21 protein-coding genes and 6 pseudogenes are annotated in these 20,736 nt (G+C 67.4%); 14 read left to right on the top strand and 13 right to left on the bottom strand.

What is annotated here, in order from left to right; translation table 11 throughout:
- Both CRP56_RS47960 and CRP56_RS45690 read left to right on the top strand, forming a co-directional pair.
- Positions 1-256 (top strand): annotated as a pseudogene (locus CRP56_RS47960) (hypothetical protein); the annotation flags it as partial.
- A 206-nt stretch (positions 257-462) separates the two neighbouring features.
- The gene (locus tag CRP56_RS45690) at positions 463-912 is read left to right on the top strand and encodes a hypothetical protein (RefSeq protein ID WP_218878149.1); all 450 of its coding nucleotides are present in this window, start codon (positions 463-465) and stop codon (positions 910-912) included.
- A 69-nt stretch (positions 913-981) separates the two neighbouring features.
- On the opposite strand, the gene CRP56_RS48975 is transcribed toward CRP56_RS45690, so the two are convergent.
- Both CRP56_RS48975 and CRP56_RS45685 read right to left on the bottom strand, forming a co-directional pair.
- Positions 982-1,110, bottom strand: coding sequence for a hypothetical protein (locus CRP56_RS48975; RefSeq protein ID WP_257042408.1), 129 nt, complete (start codon positions 1,108-1,110; stop codon positions 982-984).
- A 751-nt stretch (positions 1,111-1,861) separates the two neighbouring features.
- Complete coding sequence (locus CRP56_RS45685) at positions 1,862-2,782, bottom strand: LysR family transcriptional regulator (protein WP_097276046.1); 921 nt, start codon at positions 2,780-2,782, stop codon at positions 1,862-1,864.
- A gap of 123 nt (positions 2,783-2,905) precedes the next feature.
- Here CRP56_RS45685 and CRP56_RS45680 point away from each other — a divergent pair, with 123 nt between their 5' ends.
- Entirely contained in the window at positions 2,906-3,373 is a 468-nt protein-coding gene (locus tag CRP56_RS45680; RefSeq protein ID WP_097276044.1) for a GNAT family N-acetyltransferase, read from the top strand.
- A 202-nt stretch (positions 3,374-3,575) separates the two neighbouring features.
- Here the strand turns inward: CRP56_RS45680 and CRP56_RS45675 are convergent, their stop codons facing one another.
- On the bottom strand, positions 3,576-3,869 hold the full coding sequence (locus CRP56_RS45675; protein WP_097276042.1) for a hypothetical protein: 294 nt from the start codon (positions 3,867-3,869) through the stop codon (positions 3,576-3,578).
- 84 nt (positions 3,870-3,953) lie between these two features.
- Here CRP56_RS45675 and CRP56_RS45670 point away from each other — a divergent pair.
- Positions 3,954-4,280: pseudogene (locus CRP56_RS45670) on the top strand (helix-turn-helix domain-containing protein); the annotation flags it as partial.
- Between the two features lie 146 nt (positions 4,281-4,426).
- Here the strand turns inward: CRP56_RS45670 and CRP56_RS45665 are convergent.
- The 3 genes and pseudogenes from CRP56_RS45665 to CRP56_RS45655 all read right to left on the bottom strand — a co-directional run bounded on the left by CRP56_RS45665 (position 4,427) and on the right by CRP56_RS45655 (position 6,394).
- Positions 4,427-5,446 (bottom strand): S66 peptidase family protein, encoded by a 1,020-nt coding sequence (locus CRP56_RS45665; RefSeq protein WP_097276040.1) that lies wholly within the window; start codon positions 5,444-5,446, stop codon positions 4,427-4,429.
- Positions 5,447-5,450: 4 nt separating this feature from the next.
- Positions 5,451-5,795: pseudogene (locus CRP56_RS45660) on the bottom strand (transposase); the annotation flags it as partial.
- Positions 5,796-5,899: 104 nt separating this feature from the next.
- The gene (locus CRP56_RS45655; protein WP_097276038.1) at positions 5,900-6,394 is read right to left on the bottom strand and encodes a MarR family winged helix-turn-helix transcriptional regulator; all 495 of its coding nucleotides are present in this window, start codon (positions 6,392-6,394) and stop codon (positions 5,900-5,902) included.
- Positions 6,395-6,516: 122 nt separating this feature from the next.
- On the opposite strand from CRP56_RS45655, the gene CRP56_RS45650 reads away from it, so the two are divergent.
- The gene (locus CRP56_RS45650; RefSeq protein WP_257042407.1) at positions 6,517-7,620 is read left to right on the top strand and encodes an ABC transporter substrate-binding protein; all 1,104 of its coding nucleotides are present in this window, start codon (positions 6,517-6,519) and stop codon (positions 7,618-7,620) included.
- 370 nt (positions 7,621-7,990) lie between these two features.
- Positions 7,991-8,749, top strand: a complete 759-nt coding sequence (locus CRP56_RS45645; protein WP_097276036.1) for a phosphotransferase enzyme family protein — start codon at positions 7,991-7,993, stop codon at positions 8,747-8,749.
- Between the two features lie 430 nt (positions 8,750-9,179).
- Here the strand turns inward: CRP56_RS45645 and CRP56_RS45640 are convergent, their stop codons facing one another.
- Both CRP56_RS45640 and CRP56_RS45635 read right to left on the bottom strand, forming a co-directional pair.
- Positions 9,180-9,728 carry a TetR/AcrR family transcriptional regulator gene (locus CRP56_RS45640; RefSeq protein ID WP_097276034.1) on the bottom strand — a complete coding sequence of 183 codons (549 nt, stop codon included), beginning with the start codon at positions 9,726-9,728 and terminating at the stop codon, positions 9,180-9,182.
- A gap of 25 nt (positions 9,729-9,753) precedes the next feature.
- Complete coding sequence (locus CRP56_RS45635; RefSeq protein ID WP_097276032.1) at positions 9,754-10,227, bottom strand: nuclear transport factor 2 family protein; 474 nt, start codon at positions 10,225-10,227, stop codon at positions 9,754-9,756.
- An 85-nt stretch (positions 10,228-10,312) separates the two neighbouring features.
- Between CRP56_RS45635 and CRP56_RS47070 the strand changes: the two genes are divergently transcribed.
- Positions 10,313-10,462 (top strand): aldehyde dehydrogenase family protein, encoded by a 150-nt coding sequence (locus CRP56_RS47070; RefSeq protein WP_107484068.1) that lies wholly within the window; start codon positions 10,313-10,315, stop codon positions 10,460-10,462.
- Positions 10,463-10,584: 122 nt separating this feature from the next.
- Here the strand turns inward: CRP56_RS47070 and CRP56_RS45630 are convergent, their stop codons facing one another.
- Positions 10,585-10,776, bottom strand: coding sequence for a hypothetical protein (locus CRP56_RS45630; protein ID WP_218878147.1), 192 nt, complete (start codon positions 10,774-10,776; stop codon positions 10,585-10,587).
- Between the two features lie 35 nt (positions 10,777-10,811).
- On the opposite strand from CRP56_RS45630, the pseudogene CRP56_RS48970 reads away from it, so the two are divergent.
- The 3 genes and pseudogenes from CRP56_RS48970 to CRP56_RS45610 all read left to right on the top strand — a co-directional run.
- Positions 10,812-11,100, top strand: a pseudogene (locus tag CRP56_RS48970) (IS630 family transposase); the annotation flags it as partial.
- 191 nt (positions 11,101-11,291) lie between these two features.
- Positions 11,292-12,143 (top strand): NAD(P)H-binding protein, encoded by an 852-nt coding sequence (locus CRP56_RS45620; RefSeq protein WP_179851420.1) that lies wholly within the window; start codon positions 11,292-11,294, stop codon positions 12,141-12,143.
- Between the two features lie 569 nt (positions 12,144-12,712).
- Positions 12,713-13,033, top strand: a complete 321-nt coding sequence (locus CRP56_RS45610; protein ID WP_097276024.1) for a three-helix bundle dimerization domain-containing protein — start codon at positions 12,713-12,715, stop codon at positions 13,031-13,033.
- 1,514 nt (positions 13,034-14,547) lie between these two features.
- Here CRP56_RS45610 and CRP56_RS45600 read toward each other — a convergent pair.
- Positions 14,548-15,507, bottom strand: coding sequence for a helix-turn-helix transcriptional regulator (locus CRP56_RS45600; RefSeq protein ID WP_097276019.1), 960 nt, complete (start codon positions 15,505-15,507; stop codon positions 14,548-14,550).
- A gap of 237 nt (positions 15,508-15,744) precedes the next feature.
- On the opposite strand from CRP56_RS45600, the gene CRP56_RS45595 reads away from it, so the two are divergent.
- From CRP56_RS45595 to CRP56_RS45580, 4 genes and pseudogenes are all read left to right on the top strand, one after another.
- Entirely contained in the window at positions 15,745-16,590 is an 846-nt protein-coding gene (locus CRP56_RS45595) for an SDR family oxidoreductase (RefSeq protein ID WP_097276016.1), read from the top strand.
- A gap of 76 nt (positions 16,591-16,666) precedes the next feature.
- A complete protein-coding gene (locus CRP56_RS45590) occupies positions 16,667-17,149 on the top strand; it encodes a nitroreductase family deazaflavin-dependent oxidoreductase (protein ID WP_097276014.1) in 483 nt (160 codons plus the stop codon).
- A gap of 367 nt (positions 17,150-17,516) precedes the next feature.
- A pseudogene (locus CRP56_RS45585) lies at positions 17,517-18,496 on the top strand (aldo/keto reductase).
- A gap of 87 nt (positions 18,497-18,583) precedes the next feature.
- Positions 18,584-19,123 carry an NAD(P)H-dependent oxidoreductase gene (locus CRP56_RS45580; RefSeq protein WP_097276012.1) on the top strand — a complete coding sequence of 180 codons (540 nt, stop codon included), beginning with the start codon at positions 18,584-18,586 and terminating at the stop codon, positions 19,121-19,123.
- Between the two features lie 236 nt (positions 19,124-19,359).
- Here the strand turns inward: CRP56_RS45580 and CRP56_RS45575 are convergent, their stop codons facing one another.
- The 3 genes and pseudogenes from CRP56_RS45575 to CRP56_RS49450 all read right to left on the bottom strand — a co-directional run.
- On the bottom strand, positions 19,360-20,031 hold the full coding sequence (locus CRP56_RS45575; RefSeq protein ID WP_143665033.1) for a hypothetical protein: 672 nt from the start codon (positions 20,029-20,031) through the stop codon (positions 19,360-19,362).
- Positions 20,032-20,203: 172 nt separating this feature from the next.
- Positions 20,204-20,374, bottom strand: coding sequence for a hypothetical protein (locus tag CRP56_RS47955; RefSeq protein ID WP_179851419.1), 171 nt, complete (start codon positions 20,372-20,374; stop codon positions 20,204-20,206).
- Positions 20,375-20,458: 84 nt separating this feature from the next.
- Positions 20,459-20,671 (bottom strand): annotated as a pseudogene (locus tag CRP56_RS49450) (transposase); the annotation flags it as partial.
- Positions 20,672-20,736 lie beyond the last annotated feature (65 nt).

The raw sequence follows: 20,736 nt of genomic DNA, 5'->3' as shown, positions 1-20,736 counted from the left end.
CGGCTTTGCGGACGGCTTGCGCCGTCAACTCGCCCCGCAGGGCACCCATGTCCTCGAGGTCCTCCCACCGTCTACGGACACGCCCATGAACGCCGAAGCCACGGGGAAGAAACTGACTCCCGAGCAGGTGGCGGCGGTCACGATGAAGGCTCTTCAGCGGGGGCGGAGCATGGCATTCCCCGGTCAGACGAAAGTCATGCCCGCCATGCTGCGCATCGCGCCGGGCATACTGCGACGCGTCGTCGCCGGGCTCTGAACCCCATAGGAAACCCTTGACGGTGCAGGCCAGTGCAGTCAGGACGTGCCCGATGGGCGTTTTCCGCAGGCCCCGGTGGCGAGTTCGGGCGTCCCAGGACGAGCGGTCTGCCGACGTTCGACACCGTCGTTGCGGACCAAGTCGAATTCCTGACCCGCCACGTCCTGAACAAGTGACCGGCCGGTTCCGGATTGAAAGGATTCTCCATGTCCAAGTTCCCCCTCCAATTGGTGCCTTCCCGCAGAGCGCTGACGACCGGGCGCTTCATCGTCGCGGCCACCCACTTGTTCAGCCCGCGACTGGCCGCGCAGTTTTTCCGGCTCGCGGCTAGCGGCACTCCCGCGATCCCTTATTCGCGGATGTTCGCGATCCGCAACGCTGCTCTCGGGCTGGGGCTGCAACGGATGGACAGTTTCACCAGGCCCCAGCAGCAGCAGTTTCTTGCGGTGAACATCGTCATGGACTCGGTCGACGCCGCCGCTTTCCTGGCTGCGGGCCTGCGGCGCGACGTCAGCCGTACCTCGGCCATGCTGTCCGCTGCCGTGGCTCTTTCGGCGGTGGTAGCCGGTTCCACGGCCCTCATCGAGCACAAGCGAGCGGCCGCCCGAGAAACGGGGCCAACAGCGACGGCGCTGTCGAACAGCGACTGCAAGTGACCGCACCGGCGTGGCCCCGCGGCTGATCCACCGCACTGCCTCCATTGGTTGGAAGCCGCAGAGGCCGGGTCACCGGCTGCTCGCACTGGTGGTGATCGCGGGGCGGACGTCGAGAGCGAGGATGCCGCCGGTGAGGGTGAGGGCGGGGCGGCCGGGGGTGGAGAAGACGAGGCCGGAGCTGAAGCCCCAGGACCTCACCTTGACTCCGATCCACGACGGCGCGCTCAACGACCGCAACAACGGCCTACCGCACCAAGTACGCCGCCGCCCTCGCCTACGTCCCGCTGGTGGTCGCCGACCGGTGCCGCGCCGCCACCCTCGAGCTCACCCCCCGCTGACCGAAGCCGGCCAGTCCCTCGCAAGGAATACCTCGTGACCACATTCGCCTTCATCCGAGGACTCGGAATCCGGCTGGGCGGACGTGGCACGGGTGGATCTCATCTGATGCCGACTGGCGTGTGGCGTCGGCGATGCCCGCTCGGGTTCACATCTCGTCCACAATTGCTCTCGGCGGGGGTCTTGTTGGTGTCGCGGATTGCTGCTCGTCGTGCTTCGGACCCGGCTCGGATCGGGCGCTTCCGGGTGGTCGGGGTGCTGGGCGCGGGTGGGATGGGCACTGTGTACGCCGCGGTAGGGGAGCGGGGTGAGCGGGTAGCGGTGAAGGCTGTGCACGCCGGGCAGGCTGCAGATGACCAGTTCCGGGCCCGATTCCGGCGCGAGGTGCAGGTTCTGATGTGCGGTCGGTGCTTGGTGGGCCGGAACCGCGTCGGCTTTCCCCGGCGGCACGAGGGCGGTACTGCTCCGCGGCCAGGACCAGATCGGCGGCGCGCCGCATCGGACATCTCGGGGGCTCGTGGCCGACGCGCCGCATCACGATGACTGAGTCGACAGCCGTGGGCGTCGTGGTGGGGTTCGACTGATCAAGGACCCGGCTTCTCGCCGCAGCTTGTCACTGTGTTCTCGCCGTGCGGTTGTGGCCGCGGCCTGTCACGGACTCGGATGCTGCGATGAAGGCTTGTACGAGGGGACGGTTGTCTCCTCGGCGGGTGGCCATGAAGATCCGGCTCATGGTGGGAGGTCCGTCGAGTTCGAGGCGCCGGGCACCTGCGGGGAGCAATGTCGTGACGCTGTAAGGGGCGATGGTGACGCCAAGGCCGGTGGCGACGAGCAGGATGATGGTGTGCCAGTTTGAGCACTCCTGCGCGGCCTGGACGTCGATGCCGGCGTCACGCAACAGCTGCGTGTTCAGGTCGAACGCCTGGGCTCCCGCTGAACGCGGGAACAGGATCAGCGGGTCGGTGGCCAGCGCCGCTGCTTCCACATGATCAGCCCTTGCGGCTGGGTGGTCCGCGGGGACGACGGCCACGAGTCGTTCCGTTGTCAGCGGGGAAAGGCCGATGTCGTCCCGCTCATCAGCATCCCGCACGATCCCGATGTCGGCCGTGCCCCGCTCCAGAGCCGCCAGGACATCGACGGTGAAGCCGTCGTGCAGTTTGACCTGGACGTCTGGGCGGCAGCGGGAGAATGCACGGATCCGTTCGCCGACGATCGCCGTCGCGGAGGTGATGAAGGCGATATCCAGGCGGCCGGCCTCGCCGCGTCCGACGCGGCCGGCCTCGTCGAGGTCGGCCGCCAGGCGGCCCAGAAGGTCCCTCGCCCGTGGCTGGAACGCCGCTCCCGCGTCCGTGAGGCGGACACTTCGTGAGGTCCGCCGGAACAGCTCAACGCCGATGATCTTCTCGAGGTGCTTGATCTGCTGGGACAGGGCGGGCTGAGCGATGTTCAGTCGCCGGGCGGCACGGCCGAAGTGCAGTTCCTCGGCCACAGCCAGAAAGTACCGCAGGTGCCGGAGCTCGATTCGCTGATCCATAGTTCAAGGTTATTGATACGGGCTACTGCGTGTATTGGACATATGAGTACGTGGGGCCGGAGGCTGGCGGGGAACTACACCCGAAGGGAAACCCGCCTCATGCCGCACCCCTCTGCTCCCACTGTGGTTTCCTCGATCGCCTCGCCATGTGATGCCGATGCGTTCCGCGCGTTGAACGAGGAGTGGATCTCTCGCCTGTTCACCCTGCAGGAAGAGGACCGGGCGGTTCTCGGGGACCCGTTCGGCCGCATCGTGGACCTGGGCGGTGATGTGCTCCTGGCGCGCGAGCGGGGCAGCGGCGCTGCTGTCGGTTGCGTCGCGCTCTTGGCTTATCCGGACGCCGTGTTCGAGCTGGCGAAAATGGCCGTGGCCCCCGCCGCGCAGGGACGCGGCATCGGCCGCCAACTCGTAGCCGCAGCAATCGACCGAGCCCAGGCACTTGGTGCGGCCCGACTGTTCCTCGGCACGAACAGCAAGCTGGCTTCCGCCATCCACCTGTACGAGGAAGCCGGATTCGTCAGGATCACCCGCAGCCGTCTGCCCGTAGCCGACTATTACGCCCGCGCCGACATCCTCATGGAACTGAGGTGACCCCCGACAGCGTCCGGGGCTCTGCGGAATTGTTGCCGTCCTGCAGTGGTGTCCGCGGCGCCCTGGAAGTGACTGGCTTCGTCCATGACCAAGAGTTATCCCGCAGCACTGGGCTCGTCCCAGCGCCTGCCATGCTGCTGACGCGCACCCCCTTCGCTCTGATGCCTACAAGAAGGTAGGCCGCACGGTGTGGGGGAGGCGCTCAGTCCAGAGCAGCGGTAACTGCCTCAGACACCGTCAGCCCCGCCTCCTGGATCCGCTGACGCATGTCTCCTTCGTACAGCCAGGCGCACGCCTCGATCGCTGGGTGGAGTTCAGCCAGGATCAACGCCGCACGTTTCGGCACGTGGGTTTCTTCCCTCCAAGCCGTTCCACAGCGATCGATCGCCTCGCGCAGCTGAAGGAGCGCCTGCTCGTCGAACCCCTCGTTCATGCGCAGGGGGATCACAAAACGATCCGCCGCCTCTTCCAGACGACTGACCGAGTCTGTCTCCATGTGTGCCTCCGTCTTGGGCCGTTCGCAGCGCAGTAGGACGATCTTCTCGCGGCTGGTGTGATCACGGCGGCACAGGCGTCCTGGATGGCACCGTTCAGCGGGCTGAGCCCGCGCTGCTTCGGCAAGCTCGTGACCGCTCTGCGCCGCGAGGCAGCGGACACGGTCCGCCGAGGCCGGCCATGGGGCCTGCCCTTGGAGGACCGCGTCCTGCTGGTCGCGGCGTACGGGCGCACCAACGTGACGCTGCGCCAGCTCGCGCCGCTGTTCGGAATCTCGAAGCCTGCGGCCGACCGCGTCATCAACCGCCTCGCACCGCTGCTCGCCCTGCGGCCGCGCCGCCGGTTTTGCAAGGACGCTGTGCTCCTCGTGGACGGCACCTTGGTCCCCACGCCTGAGCATGCGGTGGCCGAGCAGACGACGGCTACCGCGGCACTGGCCTGGTGCTCCCGCACCGTCGTGAAGCAAGCCGAACAAGCGACAGAAGGCGGCGGTCACCAAAGCGTGAGTCGGCCCCAGGGGGTGGTGCCGGGGGCCGTCGGTTCACTGATCCGCGGCGCTCAGCCGACCAGTCCCGTCATCGTGTGCGGCCCTACCGCCGGTTCGAGCAGCGACAACGTCCGCTGCCGCGCATCGAGACCGACGCGGATGCCGACCGGCATCGGCAGATTCGGGCCGGCATGCCCGAACTCGACGTTTCCCAGGACCGGGATGTCACGGTCGCCGAGGACGTCGAGGACTATCTCGGACAGGGTCGGGGACGCGCCGGGCTCGAGTCCACTGACCTCGCGCGGAACGCCAACGACCATGCCGGAGATCCGATCGAGGATGCCGCTGTGTCGCATCACCTGCAGATAGCTCCACACGTACGATGCCAGGCCGCCCGTCTCCTCCCAGAACAGCACCGCGCCATCGAACCATTCGAGCGGCAGCGCGAAACGCGTCGCCTGCGCCAGCACGATGCGATTGATCACCCCGCCGATCAGCCGACCTTCGACACGACCAGGACGCCAGCACTCCCACGTCGGGCTCGCATGCAGCGCACCGATCGCCGCGGTACCGGTCAGCAACCCGGAGTAGAGCTTCTCGAGTTCCGCTTGGCGCGCCACGGGCGCAGACTGCCAGTGCCCGCCGAAGCCAGGGACGGCCATGTCGGCATGGAACCCGACCAGACCCGTGCGCGCATAGAGCACCAGATGCAGCAGCGAGATGTCGCTGTAGCCCAGGATCGGCTTGGGGTCGGCCCTGATCGCCTCGACGTCGATCAGGTCAAGGTAGCCGAGCGCCGTCTGGCCACCGTCACTCGCGATGATCGCGCGCACCTCAGGATCCCGCAGAAGACCATTGAGCTCCCCGGCGATCTCCGCCGGCGTGGCCGCGCTCCACCAATGGCGGCGTCCTACTGCGAGTAGCGGAGCCCGACGCACGCGGAATCCTATCCGCTCGAGCACGACCACCGTCCGCTCGACGTTGGGCTCGTAAGCGGCCGGAAGCGGACCGGACAGCGATGCGATGACAACGAGATCTCCGGGCCTCAGGGCACGCGGTCGAAGCAGTCGTGGCAGTGCAGAACCGGTCATGGCGTCAGTGTTGCCGGTGCCATTGGCAGGGGCATGCGATTTTCGCCGGTCGTCCGCCCCCGCGCAGGCCCTTCTCGCTGCGGATGCGGGCTCGCTCGCGGCGCTGGGCCGCGAGGACAGCTGGATGGCGGGCGTTGGTGTTGCGCCAGCGCAGGTAGGCGTGCAGGGCGTGAGTCTGGACGGTGTGGTTGAGGTGGTGGGAGTTGGCGACGGTGAATTGCCGCAGTTTCCCGAAATGGGTCTCGATAGGGTTGGCCCAGGACACGTAAGTCGGGGTGAAGCACAGCTCGACCCGGTTCTTCCTCGCCCAGCGCCGGATCGTGCCGCCCTTGTGGGCGGATAGGTTGTCGGACGGACGTCACCGCACATCCAACCGGCACGACCACCAACCCGACGAACCGCTAGCCATGCCAGGTCAGTTGATCATTGCGGGACTACCTTTAGCGGGGCGCGCTATCTGCGCCGCCACGGGAGTTCCGCCTGATAGTCGTCCTCGTGGGTGAGGCCCTTGATGATGGCCTCGCCGATCTCTGCGAACTGGCGGACCTGGTCAGGCGTGAGGTGGTCGAACATCGCCCGGCGCGCCGCCGCGACGTGGCCGGGGGCTGCGGCGGCGAGGACGGCGAAGCCTTCGTCGGTGAGTACGGCGAGTTGGCCGCGCTGGTCCGTCGGGTCGGCGGTGCGTCTCGCCCAGCCGCGTTTTTCCAGCGCCGACAGTGCGTGCGAGAGCCGGCTGCGGGTGACCTTCAGGTGCTCGGCGAGGTCACTCATCCGCAGCGACCTGTCGGGGGCCACGGACAACCGGCTGAGCAGGTTGTACGTCGCGTGTGACAGGCCGGCGGCCCGTTGCAGCTGCCGCTCCAGGTAGTCGCCCATCAGCGTGGAGATGTCGATGTAGGCCAGCCAGGCGCGCATCTCCTCCTCGGAGAGCCAGGGGGTGTCGCTCATCGCACCAGCATATCCGAAGGTTTGTACTCTCAAACAAATCGGGCTATCGTCGCCCCGGATGTTTGAGAGCTCAAACTCTTGGAGGCGTCATGAGGATCACCAGGAAAGCCGGGGCCGCGCTGGTGGCGGCCGTCGTGGCGATGGGGGCCGGCGCGAGCTACGCCGCCGCCGCTGCGAGCACGAAGGCAACGCCCGACGCGTCGGGCGAGCAGGCAAAGCTGCAGGCGCTCTACCGCCAGGCCGAGGCCGATGGCGGCGAAGTGACCGTCTACATGGGCGGCGACAAGCCGGGACAGTGGGATTTCATCGCCAAGGCGTTCGCCGCGCAGTTCCCCGGCGTCAAAATCCATCTGGTCACCGATCTGAGCAAGGTCCACGACGCTCGGATCGACAACCAGATCGCCACCCACGACCAAGTGGCTGACGTGGCCGTGCTGCAGACCGTGCAGGACTTCGACCGCTGGAAGGGCGCCGGCCAGTTGCTGAAGTACCGGCCCATCGGCTCGGACAAGGTCTTCGACAACGCCAAGGACGCGCAGGGCTACTGGACCGGCGTGTTCTACGGCGCCTTCGCCGACATGGTGAACACCGAGGCGGCCGGGTCGGATCCGTCAGCGTTCACTGCGGCCGACCTGCTGAAGCCGGAGTTCAAGAAGAAGCTGATCTTCACGTACCCGAACGATGACGACGCCGTCCTCTACGACTTCAAGCTGACCGTCCACAAGTACGGCTGGAGCTGGCTGCGTTCCCTGGTCGCACAGAACCCCAAGTTCGTGCGCGGCACGCCGTTCTCGGCCGGACCCGTGGCGGCCGGGGACTACCTGGCGACGCTCGGCACGGCGGGCGATCCGACGCCGAACGCGACCATGATCTTCCCGGCGAACGACCCGTTCAACAGCTGGGTGCAGCACGGTGCGATCTTCAAGAACGCTCCGCACAAGGCCGCCGCGAAGCTCTTCCTGAGCTGGCTGACGTCGCGGACGGCCCAGCAACAGTTGATCGCTCCGTGGACCTGGTCGATACGCAAGGATGTCGCTCCGCCGGCCGGGCTGCGGCCGCTGGCCACATATCACCAGACCGATGTGGCCGGGTTTGAGGCGTTCATGAGCGACCGGGACGCGGTGGAGCGGTTCCGCTCGCAGGTGCAGCTCTACGTCGGCCAGGTCGTCGGTCCGGACCCGGCCGACCCGACCAACACCCTCGGATTGACTCCCGGCAAGTTCTGACCGGACCCGGTTCCGGGTGGGCGCCGACCACAGGGCCGGCGCCCACCGGCGCCCATCGACGTATCGGGACGGATGAGTTCGTCATGGACTGTGCCGAGCCGCCGCACGATCACTGGCCTGTGACTGCGATCGCGTGGCGGCTTGCGCACCTGGTCGATGCGTTCGGGATCCCGAGGAGTCCGATGCCATCGTCGTTTCCTGGATGCGGTTACTGAGATTCGAGGCGTGATGTCGTCGGCACGAAGGGGCCCGTGAACTGGGGGGCATTCCCCTCACCGAGCGACACCAGGCGGTGATCAACAATAATGGGGTGAAGCATGGGGGGCTGATCGAACATGCTGGCTCGGTGCTGCACAATGAAGAGCAACCGTTGTCCGGTGGGAACGTTAGCGCTGGTGTGGTCCGCGTCGGAGACACCGTTCGCCGCCCGACCGGACCGTGGACTCCCGCAGTGCACGCCCTGCTGACTCACCTGTATGAGGTGGGGTTCCGGGCGGCACCTCGCCCACTGGGCATCGACGACCAAGGCCGTGAAGTTCTGACCTTCGTGCACGGCCACGTGGTCTGGCCCGATCGGTTTTCTCTGCTCGAGTCCGCTCGGAACCTGGCCGGGGTGGCAGGGCTGATCCGGGACTTCCACGATGCCGTGCGGGGCTTCACACCACCGGCTGACGCGCACTGGCAGGTGTTGATCCCCGCCGAGGGCAGCGACATCATCGCCCATCACGATCTGGCCCCGTGGAACCTCGTGGTCGCAGGCGAGGCCGAGTGGGCCTTCATCGACTGGGACACCGCCGGCCCCGGTTCCCGTCTGTGGGACGTCGCGTACGCCATGCACGGGTTCATTCCGCTGTCCGCTCATCCGGACTGGCAACGCCCCGACGCCGCAGACCGGCTGCGCGTCTTCGCCGACGCCTACGGCCTCGACGAAGACGAACGCCGTCGCCTGGTTCCCCTACTCGGACGCCGAACGCGATCCATGCACGTCTTCCTGCGCGAGCAAGCCGCCCGGGGTGTCCAGCCCTGGGCAACCCTGTGGACCGAAGGCCACGGCGACGCCTGGCGAAACGATGCCGAATACATCGAGCAGCGCGAAGACCAGTGGAAGCACGCCCTGCTCGGCGGTTGATCTCGTCTCCGACCTCCGGCCCTGAAGGATGATCTTTCGCTGATGTCACTGGGCGACAGGGGATATCCCCAGTTCACAGGGCCTTTACTGTCGGCGACATCGCGCAGGAAAGCTCAGTAGTGCATTCATGCCGCAACCGCAAAGGTCCCGTGTGGGAGCGGACCCTGGTAGGACGCTGGGTGTGACGCGTAGACAACTCACCGACGAGCAATGAGCGGTGTGCATCGTCATATTGCTGGTGACGGGCCTGGTGTGAGGATCGTGAGCTACTCGCGCCGGTCGTCGGCCGGTGTCCACAGCGAAGACCGTCTGACATGTCGTTCGGGGCCGTTCTGGGGTTCTGCTGTGCTTGCCGCGGTACCGCTCCTGCGATCCGTCACCGGACTGGTTCGAGACTCAGGGCCCTCGTCGCCGAACTTCCGGTGGCGGTTTATCGAGCGGTGAGGACGTGTGCCCACGGCTCGTCGATGTCGGCCAGGCCCAGCACGGCGACCACGTTGTCGAGCATTCCGGCGCCGAACCAGCGCCGCACGGCGTCGTCGTCGCCCAGCAGTTGCCGGACAGTGTCGACCTGCTTGGCGTAGCACCGGCGCACAGCCTGCGCCACCAGCGGCTCGCCGACGGCACAGTTCGCGTGCATGAGGAAACGCAGGATGTTCCGGTCCGCGACGAGTGCGGCGTAGGCGCCGCGTGCGGCATCCAACGCTGTCTCGGGAGCCGGCCCCGCCCCACCCGACGCCGGCGCATGCGCGACCAGCGTCTCGGTCATGACGACGGACACGTGGTCCACCGCCGCCGCGAACAGTGCTTCCTTGTTCGGGTACAGGCGGTAGAGATACGGCTGAGAGATACCGACCCACTCTGCGATCTCGTGCGTCGTCGTACCGTAGAAACCTTTTTGCGCGAAGCAGTCGACCGCGGCGGCCATGATGGCCCGACGGCGTTCATCGCTCTTCGTGCTGGTACCGGCGGCAGGCATGGTCGTCAGTCAAACACGGCTCCTCTCAGCCTCCAAAAGTCACGCTGCGCTCAGAGTCCGGGCGCACGTCGGAAGGCGTGAGCGCCTCGATCGCCACCAGCGGGTTCCAGTAGTCCAGGTAATGGGTGATGAGCCCGTCGTCGTCGGTCCGCACGACGGAGATGCATGTCTGCTCGTACGGCTTGCCGGTCGGCAGCGCCGTGCCCTTCGAACGGAATTCGGCGATCACCAGGCCGGGATCGACTGTGTCGTGGAAGACCAGGTCGACGAACTCCACGTCGAAGGTCTCGGGAAAGTTGCTCATGTGCGCGACCAGCGCGTCCCGCCCCGTCACCCGCTGGGGTACGCCGGCCGGCGCGTAGGGGAACTCAAGCACTGCGTCCGGGGCGAACAGCTCCACCCATTCGTCGACGCGTCCTGCGGCGGTGAGGCGCAGGTGCTCGGCCAGGGCGTGCTGAGCAGAGGCGCGGCGGTTGGCGTGGTCTTCCGTGACGGTCATCTTCACTCCTGCATTAGTGGTCGACCTATAACCTACCTCACCGGCAGCGGTTACGCTTAGGGGGCCCCTGGAGGGCGCCCGCAGGATGCGCACCGGCACGGTCGGCGTGAGCTTCTCCAGCATCGATCTCGGCGCGCCCTTCGGCGGCGTCAAGGCCGGCGGACTGGGGCGCGAGCTGGGCCATGGGGGGCTGTCGGCGTACGTCGAGTTCAAGTCCGTCCATCTGCGCCGCTGAGTCGTTCGAGTTCGGCGGTGTGCGGTGCTCAAGGAAGGCGGCACTTGCCGGAGGCACCCTTAGCCGGCCGGCGGCTCGTCGGCTGGCTCATATGTGGATCAGGCTCTGTAGTGATGCGGTAATCAGGGCTTGAGGACCGCCAGCACATGGTCGAGCGAAACGCTGGCGGGGTCACTCATCTCGACGCCGTCGAACGTCTGCCAGATGCAGGCCGCGGTCCCGTCCTCCCGCAGCGGATGCAGATCCGCCAATTCCGCGTCGTCGCGGAAGCTGTTGAACGCTTCTTCGGAGTCCCACTCGACGACGAACAGCACCTGTCGCGGCGCGAGGCCACCCGTAAGGTGCGGACATTCGCCGCTGGGCGAAGAAGAACAAGGTCGAACTGTGCTTCACCCCGCCCTACGCCTCCTGGGCCAACCCGATCGAGGCCCACTTCGGCCCGCTGCGGCAGTTCACCCTGGCCAACTCCCACCACCGCAGCCACCCCGCACAGACCCGGGCGCTGCACCGCTACCTGCGCTGGCGCAGCGCCAACGCCCGCCCCCGACGTCCTCGCCGCACAACGCCGAGAGCGTGTCCGCATCCGCAGCGAGAAAGGCATCCGCTGGGGCGAACGCCCCCTCACCCCAGCGGCCTGAACACACCCGGCGAACCTGATGCGGTCACAGCACGAGCAGATGGTTGGTTGCTGTCGAGGCTCAGGATCCTGGGGCTAGGAAAAGGCTTTGACGCGCGGTTCGCTGTTCATCGATGGTGAGCCGGACGTCCGGACCGAGCGGTCACGAACCGCCGCGTCCGCGACGGCTACACCACGGTGAGGGAGTTGTGGATGATTGTTGTGTCGGCCGCTTCGGGGGCCTTCGGCCGACTGGTCATCGACCAGTTGCTGGCCCAGTGCCCCGCTGATCGCGTCGTTGCCGCGGTGCGCAATCCCCAAGGGGCCGCGGATCTCGCCGCTCGCGGGGTCCGTGTCCGCCTCGGTGACTACGATGACCCGGCAACGCTGCGCACCGCGTTCAAGGGAGCCGACCGGCTGCTGCTGATCTCCTCTCCGGAGCTGGAACCCTCCCGCCGCGCCGGCCAGCACCAGGCAGCCATCGACGCGGCGCGCACCGCCGGAGTCGGGGCGATCATCTACACCAGTTTCCTGGGTGCCGACACTCAGGCCCAGGGTGTCACCGCAGCTCATCACGCCACCGAGCGCACCCTGTTCGCAAGCGGGCTGCCCCACACGCTGTTGCGCCACCCCTACTACAGCGAGGCATTCCTCAACGCGGGCCTGCGCGCCGCCGTCACCTCGGGTGAACTGGCCAGCGGTACCGGCGGGCGTGGCATCAATACCGTTTTCCGCAGCGAACTTGCCGAGGCCGCCGCCCGCGTCCTCACCGAGGACTGCCACCTCGGCCGCGCCTACGACTTCACCGGCAACCTGTGGACCTACAGCCAACTCGCCCACACACTCAGCCGTATCTCCGGCAGACCCGTCGTCCACCGAGAAAGGCGCGGCCGCGCGCCCGGTGCCCAGGGCTGGCTTGAAGACCAGGTCCGTGCCGGCGCACTGGAGCGACAGACCGACGATCTCCAGCACGTCCTCGGCCACCCACCCGCCACCCTCGACCAGGCCGTCACCGCAATCCTCACCCAACCGACCCCACCAGCCGCCAGTCCTGCCCCGGAGTGACATCGCTCCTCCGCGGCAAAGGGGCAGCCACCGGCTCCAGGTGGTGATCGCCTGATCCGGGCGTAACTCGGCCCGCTGATGGGTAATCCGCGGCGGCTGGGCGCTCGGATCCGTCGGCGAGAGGAGAGAAGGCATCGCTTTGCTCAGCGCCGGCTTCCGCTTCTGCGGGTGGAGCTTCGCCGGGCGGACCAGCCGGACCCCGCGCCGGCCGAGTGCACTGCGAGGAAAGCAAGCCCGGCAAGCATGAGGCTCGTCGGGCTGAAGATCACCTCGGTCGACGTCTCGGTGACACGGATGATAAACGCGATGACGAAGAGGGCGGCTGCCACGAATGCCAGCACCTGGTGATGCGGTGAACGGGGCTACCGGGACTGCCGCTACCGGGAACATCCTGGGCTGCCAGCCCGCGGGTCGACCCATCTCGATACATGTCGAGCTCGTGAACAGATCCGGTGGGCGGTTTCACGGACGCGATCCGTGCCAGTATGGGAAATGGACAGGCCGCCACCGAGCACCCGGATTCTGATCGGATGCCGCGGCCGGCCGTCTGCGACAGTGAGGAGCGCCCCATGGGCGCGAACACGGCCGAAGCCGGGGTACCTGACTCCATTCATGAGCTGACGGACCGGCTGACGGCCTCCTACGCCAACCTGCTGACGGCTGCGATCGTGCGGGACGTGGTACAGGACTGCTACCAGCCGCTCAGCAACGCTCGCATCCCCACCTACGTGCCGATCCTCGTCGAGCACAGCAGCCGCGCCAAGCTACGGCAACTTACCCGGCGCTCCGATCCCACGGTTCTCCTTCGCGAGCACTCCGGCGGGATGCGAGGCCACTCGATGACGCGGGCGTATCGAAGGGTTCGAGTCGCCCTGACCCGCTCGCGGTAAGCGCGGCTCCCAGCGCCGGTGATGAGTGGCTGTGTCAGTTTCTGCGGGAGCCATTGCGCTGCCGCGAATCGTGATTGCAACCCCTGTGACGTGGCTGTCGTCATCTGCATGCGCGGGGTCTGTTGTCGCCGGCCGTCGTCGAGCAGTACTCCGATGGGCCGTGCATGAGGGCGCTGGGCAGTGCGAGGAAGGCGGTCTGACAGCGGCCGATGCCGCAGGGGACATGCCCTTTGACGAGGTCCAGGGCCGGGCCGTTGAGGCGATTATGGAGGAAGTGCGCAGCAGGAAGCACCGGCGGGCCGATGTCCTGCTGGAGCGGTTCGTGGTGAGTGCCCATCCCATCTCACCGCGCTCGGCGAGCTGCGGACAGCATGGCAAGAGGCCGATCACGACCGGTGTGCCGCCGATCGCCTCGTCGGGGACGTGCCGCACTCAGGGCGAGTGCTGCCACGAAGAATGCCGGTCAGGCGTAAGGGATCCCGTCGTTGGGGGGCCGTGATCCGGATCCGGTCCTCCCCGGCTCACATCGCTCAACCTGCACGTGCGCCAACTGCGGTAGCAGTGAGGCCAGTTCGATGTCACACGCGCCCGGCCTGCCCGAACGATGGGCGCCAGTCCCCGGCAACACCGACTGGATCAACACCTGCGAAAGTCTTGCAGGACCCATATGGGCGAGTTGGGTCGCGAGTCGTTCGGGGGTGCCTTTGGATGCTTGATCGGCGATGCTGTCGGGCGGCACGGGTGCGATGGTGTCCGCGGCCAGGGACTTCTACCTCTGGTGGTGAAGTGCAGATGCGCTGTTGTTGTGGTGGCCGTTTCGCTGGGGTGTGAGGCACCTTGCGCGCGGACCGACGGAAGGGGAGCTCCGGTCCCGCGTGATTCCCGGTGACTTCGCGCCTCCCATACCCGCACCGCGCAACTGAGGGGTTGGCAGGATCTCGGTTGCGTCGGCGGCGTTGGACCTGTCGGCCCTCGTTCCCGTGGCGCAGACACATTCCCGAGGCATCAGCGCCACGGTTCGGGCGGGACCAGCCGCGGAGGCGAGTTCGACGCGGCTGGTACTACCCTCCAGCCTCCTCCTAAAAGCCCGCTCGACCGGATTCAGCCTCGCGCATTTCCTCTACGCCAGGAGGCCGCACGGCCGACGGATTCCCATCCAACCGCACGCTGCGTGGGCACTTCGTCATGTCGCCCGCGCAAGCAGATCGGGGCGACTCGTCCTCCGAGCCCTCCAGCCAGTACGCGCCAGACAACTCAGCAAGCTCCATGCCCGCCTCAACGAGTCCCGACCGATCCGGCAAGGCCGAGTGACATCAAGAGCCATCGCGATTGATCACGCCGAGACCAGCTCAGCGACTCCCCAACACACCGCGAAACGGCTCCCGTTCGGACCTCCACAGCCAGACGGCGGTCTGGACGTCTTCTTCGCAGGTGCCGTCGCAGGTCAGGGTGAGAGCTCGGCATCGTCCTTGTCGTGTTCGCGGGCGGGCATGTCGCCGCGCGTGGCCTGTCGTTCAGTCCGGTATGTCGCTCGAGTCGGCGGACTGGGAGTCGTTGGCCGGCGCGGACTGCTCGATGCCGTCGTTGGTCGCGGCCCAGCTGGCCAGCAGGTTCAGGGCGTCCTGCGAGGGGGAGTGGGGCTCGGCGGTGTAGGTGAGGAGGAACTGGCTGGGGCCGTCGGGGAGCGGGAAGGTTTCGAAGGGCAGGTCGAGGTCGCCGACGACCGGGTGGTGGAGGAGCTTGACACCGGTGGTGTGCATCCGGACGTTGTGGGCCGCCCAGCGGCGTCGGAATTCCGCGCTGCGGGTGGACAGCTCCCCGATCAGGTCCGTCAGCCGCCGGTCGTAGAGGTCGCGGCCGGCCTCGGCGCGCAGCATGGCGACCGTGTCGCCTGCGACTTCGTCCCAGTGGCGGAAGAACTCGGTCGCGTGCGGGCTGAGAAAGACGAACCGGGCGTTGTTCGGTGGTCGTACCGGGTCGGCGTAGACGGGGGAGAACAGGGCGCGCCCGAGGTGGTTGGCGGCCAGGATGTCCCCACGTCCGCTGAGGATGAACGCGGGTGTGCCGGCCATTGAGTCGAGGACGCGCTGCACCGTGGGCCGTACACGCTGCTGGGCCGGGCGGCGGCGTGGCGGGCGGGTCGTGCCGGCGCCGCGCAGGAGGTCGAGCAGGTGGCGGCGTTCGGCCTCGTCGAGCTGCAGTGCTTGCGCGATGCCTTCGATGACGCTCTCGGAGACTCCGGTGGCGTTGCCGCGCTCCAGCCGGGTGTAGTACTCGCTGGAGATGCCCGCGAGGAGGGCGACCTCCTCGCGGCGCAGCCCCGTGACGCGTCGGCGCTCTCCGCCGTAAAGGGGCAGTCCGGCCTGCTCGGGGGTGACCCTGGCCCGTCGCGTGCCGAGGAATTCCCGGATCTCCGCACGGAAATCATCACGGATGTCACGGTTTGCGCCGTTGGAGTCTTTTCTGCCTGCCATGCGCTTCACTCTACGAGCGCATCCGCCCGCTTGGGGGTCCCTGTCAGTGACCCCCTCATCAGGGACTCCCACCCCCGCGTGACAGCCGGTTTTGTTGATGGTGCACCGCCCACGGCGGAGTGAACCGTCCAGACAGACGGCGCTCGCGCCGCCGGCCTCAGCCCCCTCTGCGGCGCTGCCGGCGTCACCCCCGCAACCAACGGGTGCCGGAGCACGGCACCTGAAAGGAAATCCTCCATGAGCAAGGTCATTCTCGTCACCGGTGCCGGACGCGGCCTGGGCACGGACATCGCCCGCGAGGCCCTCGCCGCCGGCCACCAGGTCGTGGCCACCGGCCGCCGCCCCGACGAGGTCGAGAAGTCCCTCGGCAGGCCGCAGGACAATCTGCTGGTCACCAGGCTCGACGTCACCAGCCCGGAGGACGCCGAGGCCACCGCGCAGGCAGCTGTCGACCGCTTCGGCCGCATCGACGTCCTGATCAACAACGCCGGGAACGTCTTCACCGGCTACTTCGAGGAGATCTCGCCCGCGCAGATGCGCAAGCAGTTCGAGACCAACCTCTTCGGCCCGATGAACGTCACCCGCGCCATCCTGCCGATCATGCGCAAGCAGCGCGCCGGCCACGTCATCACCATCACCTCGACCGCCGGGCTGGTCGGGATGGAGTTCACCTCCGCCTACGCCGCCTCCAAGTTCGCGGAAGAGGGCTGGATGGAGTCCCTGCGCTACGACGTCGAGCCGTACAACATCCACACCACGATCGTGGAGCCCGGCTACTTCCGCACCGAACTCCTCGTGGACGGCTCCACCACCTGGCCCGAGCTGTCCATCGACGACTACGCCCCGCGCACCGCACCCCGGATCGAGGGCATGAAGAGCATGAACGGCGAGCAGCCCGGCGACCCTGCCAAGCTCGCCCGCGCCCTGCTCACCATCGCCCAGCAGGAGGAGCCGCTGCTGCGTTTCGTCGCCGGTGCGGACGCCATCGAGGCCGCCGAGGCCAAGGCGAAGGAACTCCTCGCCCAGGCCGAGGCATCCCGCGAACTGGGCGGCGCCCTGGCCTACGACTACCACCACGCCTGAGCACCACGCCCCAGCACCCCGGCCAGGACGAAGGAGCCCGCCAGGTGCGCGTTTCGACAGCACGGAGAAAGTCAGCATGCCCCTCAAAGGCGAGTACGAGCCGAGCAAGGCGCAGTTTGTACGGGACCAGGTGGAGCTGTACGAAAGTTCCGGCGGTACGCAGGGAACGACGCTGAGTGTCCTGGTGGCACGGGAGGAAGACGAGAGGCTCCGGGACCTGCCCGTCGTCATCCTGACCACCCTGGGCGCGAAGAGCGGCAAGATCCGCAAGACCCCGGTCATGCGGGTGGAGAACGACGGCGTCTACGCCGTGGTCGCCTCCATGGCAGGAGCCCCCAAGCACCCGGTCTGGTACCACAACGCGGTGGCCGACCCCCGAGTCGAGCTTCAGGACGGCCCGGTGCGCCAGGACATGCTGGCCCGCGAAGTGACCGGGGACGAGAAGGCCCTGTGGTGGGCCCGAGCCGTCGAGGCGTTCCCCGACTACGCCGACTACCAGAAGAACACGGACCGTGAGATCCCCGTCCTCGTTCTGGAGCCGGCGGCCCACGAGCACTGACCCGGCGCAGCCGGTTCAGCCACGCGGACCCGCCGCAGCCTGGCCCTCGCAACACCAGGGTCGGACCACCCCCTGACAGCGGCCAGCTCCAATCCCCCATGGTCGGCCGCCCGGCCGCCTGGACGAAGCACATCACAGACGACCGAGGCATCGATGTCCTCGGCGGCCTGACCCATGACGACACCCACGCCGAGGCACCATGCCAGGCCGAGGCCGGCGGGTGCGCCTACGGCTCTGACCCGCTCCCCGGGCAACGGCGCCCGCGCCGGCGGCGCACGGATCACCCCTGCACGGTCCGCCAACGGGTAGCGCCCCACTACTCACGACTACCGACCGGCCTGACGGCCGTCACGACAAGGAGTACCTGATGAAGCACGTAGCACTGGGCGGCCTCGATGTCTCCCGCATCGGCCTGGGAGCCATGACCATGGCCGGCATGTACACCACGGGCGGAGGGCTCGACGACGCCGAGTCGATCCGCACCATCCACCGGGCCATGGACCTCGGCGTCACCCACATCGACACCGCCGAGATCTACGGCCCCTTCCACAGCGAGGAAATCGTCGGCAAGGCCATCAAGGGCCGCCGCGACGACGTCGTCGTGGCGACGAAGTTCGGCCTCGTCTCCCACGCCGGCGACGGCCCCGGCGTCATCGACAGCAGCGCCGGCAACGTGAAAACCGCGGTCGAAGGCTCGCTCAAGCGGCTCGGCACCGACCACATCGACCTCTACTACCAGCACCGCGTCGACCCGAACACGCCCATTGAGGAGACCATCGGTGCGCTGGCCGAACTGGTCACCGAAGGCAAGGTGCGCCACATCGGCCTCTCCGAGGCCGGTCCTGAGACGATCCGCCGGGCAACGCCGTCCATCCGGTGGCCGCGCTGCAGACCGAATACTCCCTGTGGACCCGTGACGTCGAGGCCGAGATCCTCCCGCTGCTGCGCGAGCTCGGCATCGGATTCGTGCCCTACTCGCCGCTCGGACACGGCCTGCTGACCGGGCAGATCCGCACCGTCGACGACTTCGCCGACGACGACTGGCGCAAGACCAACCCGCGCTTCATCGGCGAGAACTTCCAGCGCAACCTGCGCATCGTCGACGAAGTACAGGCCATCGGAGCCGAGATCGGCGCCACTCCAGCCCAGACCGCGCTGGCCTGGCTGCTGACCCGCGGCGACGACATCGCCCCCATCCCCGGAACCCGCCGGGTCTCACGCGTCGAAGAGAACACCGCCGCCGACGGCATCGAACTCAGCGCCGCTCAGCTCGACCGCCTCAACAACCTCACACCGGCCGCGGGCGAACGCCACAACGAGGCGAACATGGCCACCATCGACCGGTGATCTGACCCGCGACGTACTGACCCGTCGCACCCAACCAACCCCGCGTCCGTTCACCCATTTCACTGATCGCTGAAAAGGTTCTTCATCATGTCCAAGGTTCTCCTTGTCGTAGGCCACCCCGACCTGTCCCAGTCGAGGGCCAACAAGGCTCTGGTGGACGCCGTCCGCGAGCTGGCCCATGTCACCGTGCACGACCTCTACGCCACCTACCCCGACTTCCAGATCGACGTCGACGCCGAGCAGGCACTGCTGGCCGACCACGACGTGGTCGTCTTCCAGCACCCGGTGTTCTGGTACAACACCACCCCTCTGCTCAAGCAGTGGCAGGACAAGGTCTTCACCCTCGGCTGGGCCTTCACCATGGACGGCTCTCCCTCCAAGCTGGCCGGCAAGAAGGCCGTCGTCGCCGTCACCGCCGGCGTCCCCGGCGAGCACTACACCCCCGAAGGCGCGAACAAGACCACCATCGAGACGCTCCTCAGCAACTGGCACGCAACCCTGCGGCTGTGCCAGTTCGACATCCAGCCGATGGTCAAGCTGTACGGCACCGCCTTCGGCCTCTCCGACGAAGACCTGAACACAGCCGCCAAGCAGTACAACGAACTGCTTGCCACCTTCGCGGCCTGACCGCACTCCCACGAGCACGGCCGCCCTCGCTGATCGCAACGCAGCGGTGATAGCCCAGCCAGTCTCCGATTCTCCTGGCCGGATCGTGCCAAGCGGCAGAGGTGTGAAAGCCACACCTGACACCCCTGGGCGGGTCATTCGAGGTCAGACCATAAAGAAACAAGCTGAGGCGCGTACGGAACGAGGGCCCGGGCTCGCTGCCGGGGCCCTCGTGCGCGTATGTGTCCTGGGTGTCGTTACGCGTAGAACGGCCCCGGCGTACTCCAGGTCGTGTTACCGAAGACGTTAGCGTCGTCGATGGTGACGCTGACGTTCGTGACCTTGAGGCCGTACTGGGTGGGTGTCATACCGTCGGGGCAATCCACCTGCACGGGCGCGAAGTTGACGTAGAAATGCGGCCCGTACTCGCCGGAGTAGTTCCGGTGCGCGTAGAGGATGTAGTTGCTGTCGGGCTCGTAGTACGTCGCCGACAGAGGCTGTTGCTGGGTACGGACCACGAAACTGGTGCTGTGGTCGAACGTGCCGTCCGCGCGCAGACAGCCGAACGTGCGGGCCGTGTCGGCGTACGCCTGGAAGTAGCCGCCGGTGCTGCTCAGGCCCGCGATGTAGCCGGGCTGGTTGCGTACGTTGTGCAGTACGACGCTCAGCTTGAAGCCGCCGCAGCCTGCCGTCGGGTCGTAGTCGTGGTAGATGAGCTGGCACTTGCGGTCGCCGAAGTAGGCGGTGGGATCCGGGTTGTAGGGCTGGGGTACCACGGCGCCGTAGAACTTGACGGTCGCGGAGATACCGCCGTCCGTGGCCGCTGGGATCTCGACCGTGGTGGTGGCCTGGGCGGTTCCTGTACCGACCAGGACGAGCAGGGCCCCCGCCAGTAACGCCGTGGACAGCCGCCCCAGCGCTCTGCGCATGCTCCGCATGTGTGACTTCCCCCCTGTGCACGTGGTGCACGCTCACATGAACAGTGACCTGGGCACGCTATCCACCCCTGCGCTCCCACAACCGGGAAACGTCCCAGCCCTCACAACCGGAACGGATGGTCAAGGCCGGTGAGGATGTCGTCCCTGAGTCCCGAGTCGCAGGTCAGGCGGGTGCCCGGTGGGAGTAGGCCTGCGCGGGCGTGTTCAGCCGGTTGTAGCTGGTGTTGAGATGGCCCGAGATGCCGTACGACTCCTGGTCCGTGTCCGTGTCCGTGTCCGGCTCTGGATCCGCGTACGCCAGCTCCGGCCACAGCGCCCCGGCAGCGGGCGTCATCGAGGACCTCAACCGGCCCCCGGTGGCGTTGAGTTCGGCGAGCCAGCCGCCTCCTCCCACATCGGCGCGAAGAACAAGTGCAGCTCATGCGCGGTGATCCGAGATTCCTCTCCAGGTTGGAGTGGATTCTCTGGTGAGGCGGCGGGCCAGCAGGGCGATCATCGCAAGGCAGATCATGGCGGTGGAGTGGGCCGGGAGGGTCTCGTAGTCACGGATCAGGCGGCGGTGGTGCATGAGCCAGCCGAGCGTCCTTTCCACTGCCCACCTGCGCGGGAGGACGGTAAAGCCGCGGGCGCCGGACGCCCGATCAAGTTCCCGGTCGGCACGCGGACCCCGTCGAACACCACGCGCGGGGACGGGCA

It is taken from the genome of Streptomyces sp. TLI_55 (assembly GCF_900206255.1).
GTDB classification, from domain to species: Bacteria; Actinomycetota; Actinomycetes; order Streptomycetales; family Streptomycetaceae; genus Streptomyces; species Streptomyces aquilus.
The sequence above is the reverse complement of the archived record's forward strand: the minus strand, read 5'-3'. Positions and strand labels throughout refer to the sequence as shown.

What these genes read in the sequence shown, in the direction of transcription:
- CRP56_RS45690 (WP_218878149.1), top strand. Translation starts at nt 463, where the DNA reads ATGTCCAAGTTCCCCCTCCAATTGGTGCCTTCCCGCAGAGCGCTGACG.
- CRP56_RS45685 (WP_097276046.1), bottom strand. Translation starts at nt 2,782, where the DNA reads ATGGATCAGCGAATCGAGCTCCGGCACCTGCGGTACTTTCTGGCTGTG.
- CRP56_RS45675 (WP_097276042.1), bottom strand. Translation starts at nt 3,869, where the DNA reads ATGGAGACAGACTCGGTCAGTCGTCTGGAAGAGGCGGCGGATCGTTTT.
- CRP56_RS45665 (WP_097276040.1), bottom strand. Translation starts at nt 5,446, where the DNA reads ATGACCGGTTCTGCACTGCCACGACTGCTTCGACCGCGTGCCCTGAGG.
- CRP56_RS45655 (WP_097276038.1), bottom strand. Translation starts at nt 6,394, where the DNA reads ATGAGCGACACCCCCTGGCTCTCCGAGGAGGAGATGCGCGCCTGGCTG.
- CRP56_RS45640 (WP_097276034.1), bottom strand. Translation starts at nt 9,728, where the DNA reads ATGCCTGCCGCCGGTACCAGCACGAAGAGCGATGAACGCCGTCGGGCC.
- CRP56_RS45635 (WP_097276032.1), bottom strand. Translation starts at nt 10,227, where the DNA reads ATGACCGTCACGGAAGACCACGCCAACCGCCGCGCCTCTGCTCAGCAC.
- CRP56_RS47070 (WP_107484068.1), top strand. Translation starts at nt 10,313, where the DNA reads ATGCGCACCGGCACGGTCGGCGTGAGCTTCTCCAGCATCGATCTCGGC.
- CRP56_RS45620 (WP_179851420.1), top strand. Translation starts at nt 11,292, where the DNA reads ATGATTGTTGTGTCGGCCGCTTCGGGGGCCTTCGGCCGACTGGTCATC.
- CRP56_RS45610 (WP_097276024.1), top strand. Translation starts at nt 12,713, where the DNA reads ATGGGCGCGAACACGGCCGAAGCCGGGGTACCTGACTCCATTCATGAG.
- CRP56_RS45600 (WP_097276019.1), bottom strand. Translation starts at nt 15,507, where the DNA reads ATGGCAGGCAGAAAAGACTCCAACGGCGCAAACCGTGACATCCGTGAT.
- CRP56_RS45595 (WP_097276016.1), top strand. Translation starts at nt 15,745, where the DNA reads ATGAGCAAGGTCATTCTCGTCACCGGTGCCGGACGCGGCCTGGGCACG.
- CRP56_RS45590 (WP_097276014.1), top strand. Translation starts at nt 16,667, where the DNA reads ATGCCCCTCAAAGGCGAGTACGAGCCGAGCAAGGCGCAGTTTGTACGG.
- CRP56_RS45580 (WP_097276012.1), top strand. Translation starts at nt 18,584, where the DNA reads ATGTCCAAGGTTCTCCTTGTCGTAGGCCACCCCGACCTGTCCCAGTCG.
- CRP56_RS45575 (WP_143665033.1), bottom strand. Translation starts at nt 20,031, where the DNA reads ATGCGCAGAGCGCTGGGGCGGCTGTCCACGGCGTTACTGGCGGGGGCC.
- CRP56_RS47955 (WP_179851419.1), bottom strand. Translation starts at nt 20,374, where the DNA reads ATGACGCCCGCTGCCGGGGCGCTGTGGCCGGAGCTGGCGTACGCGGAT.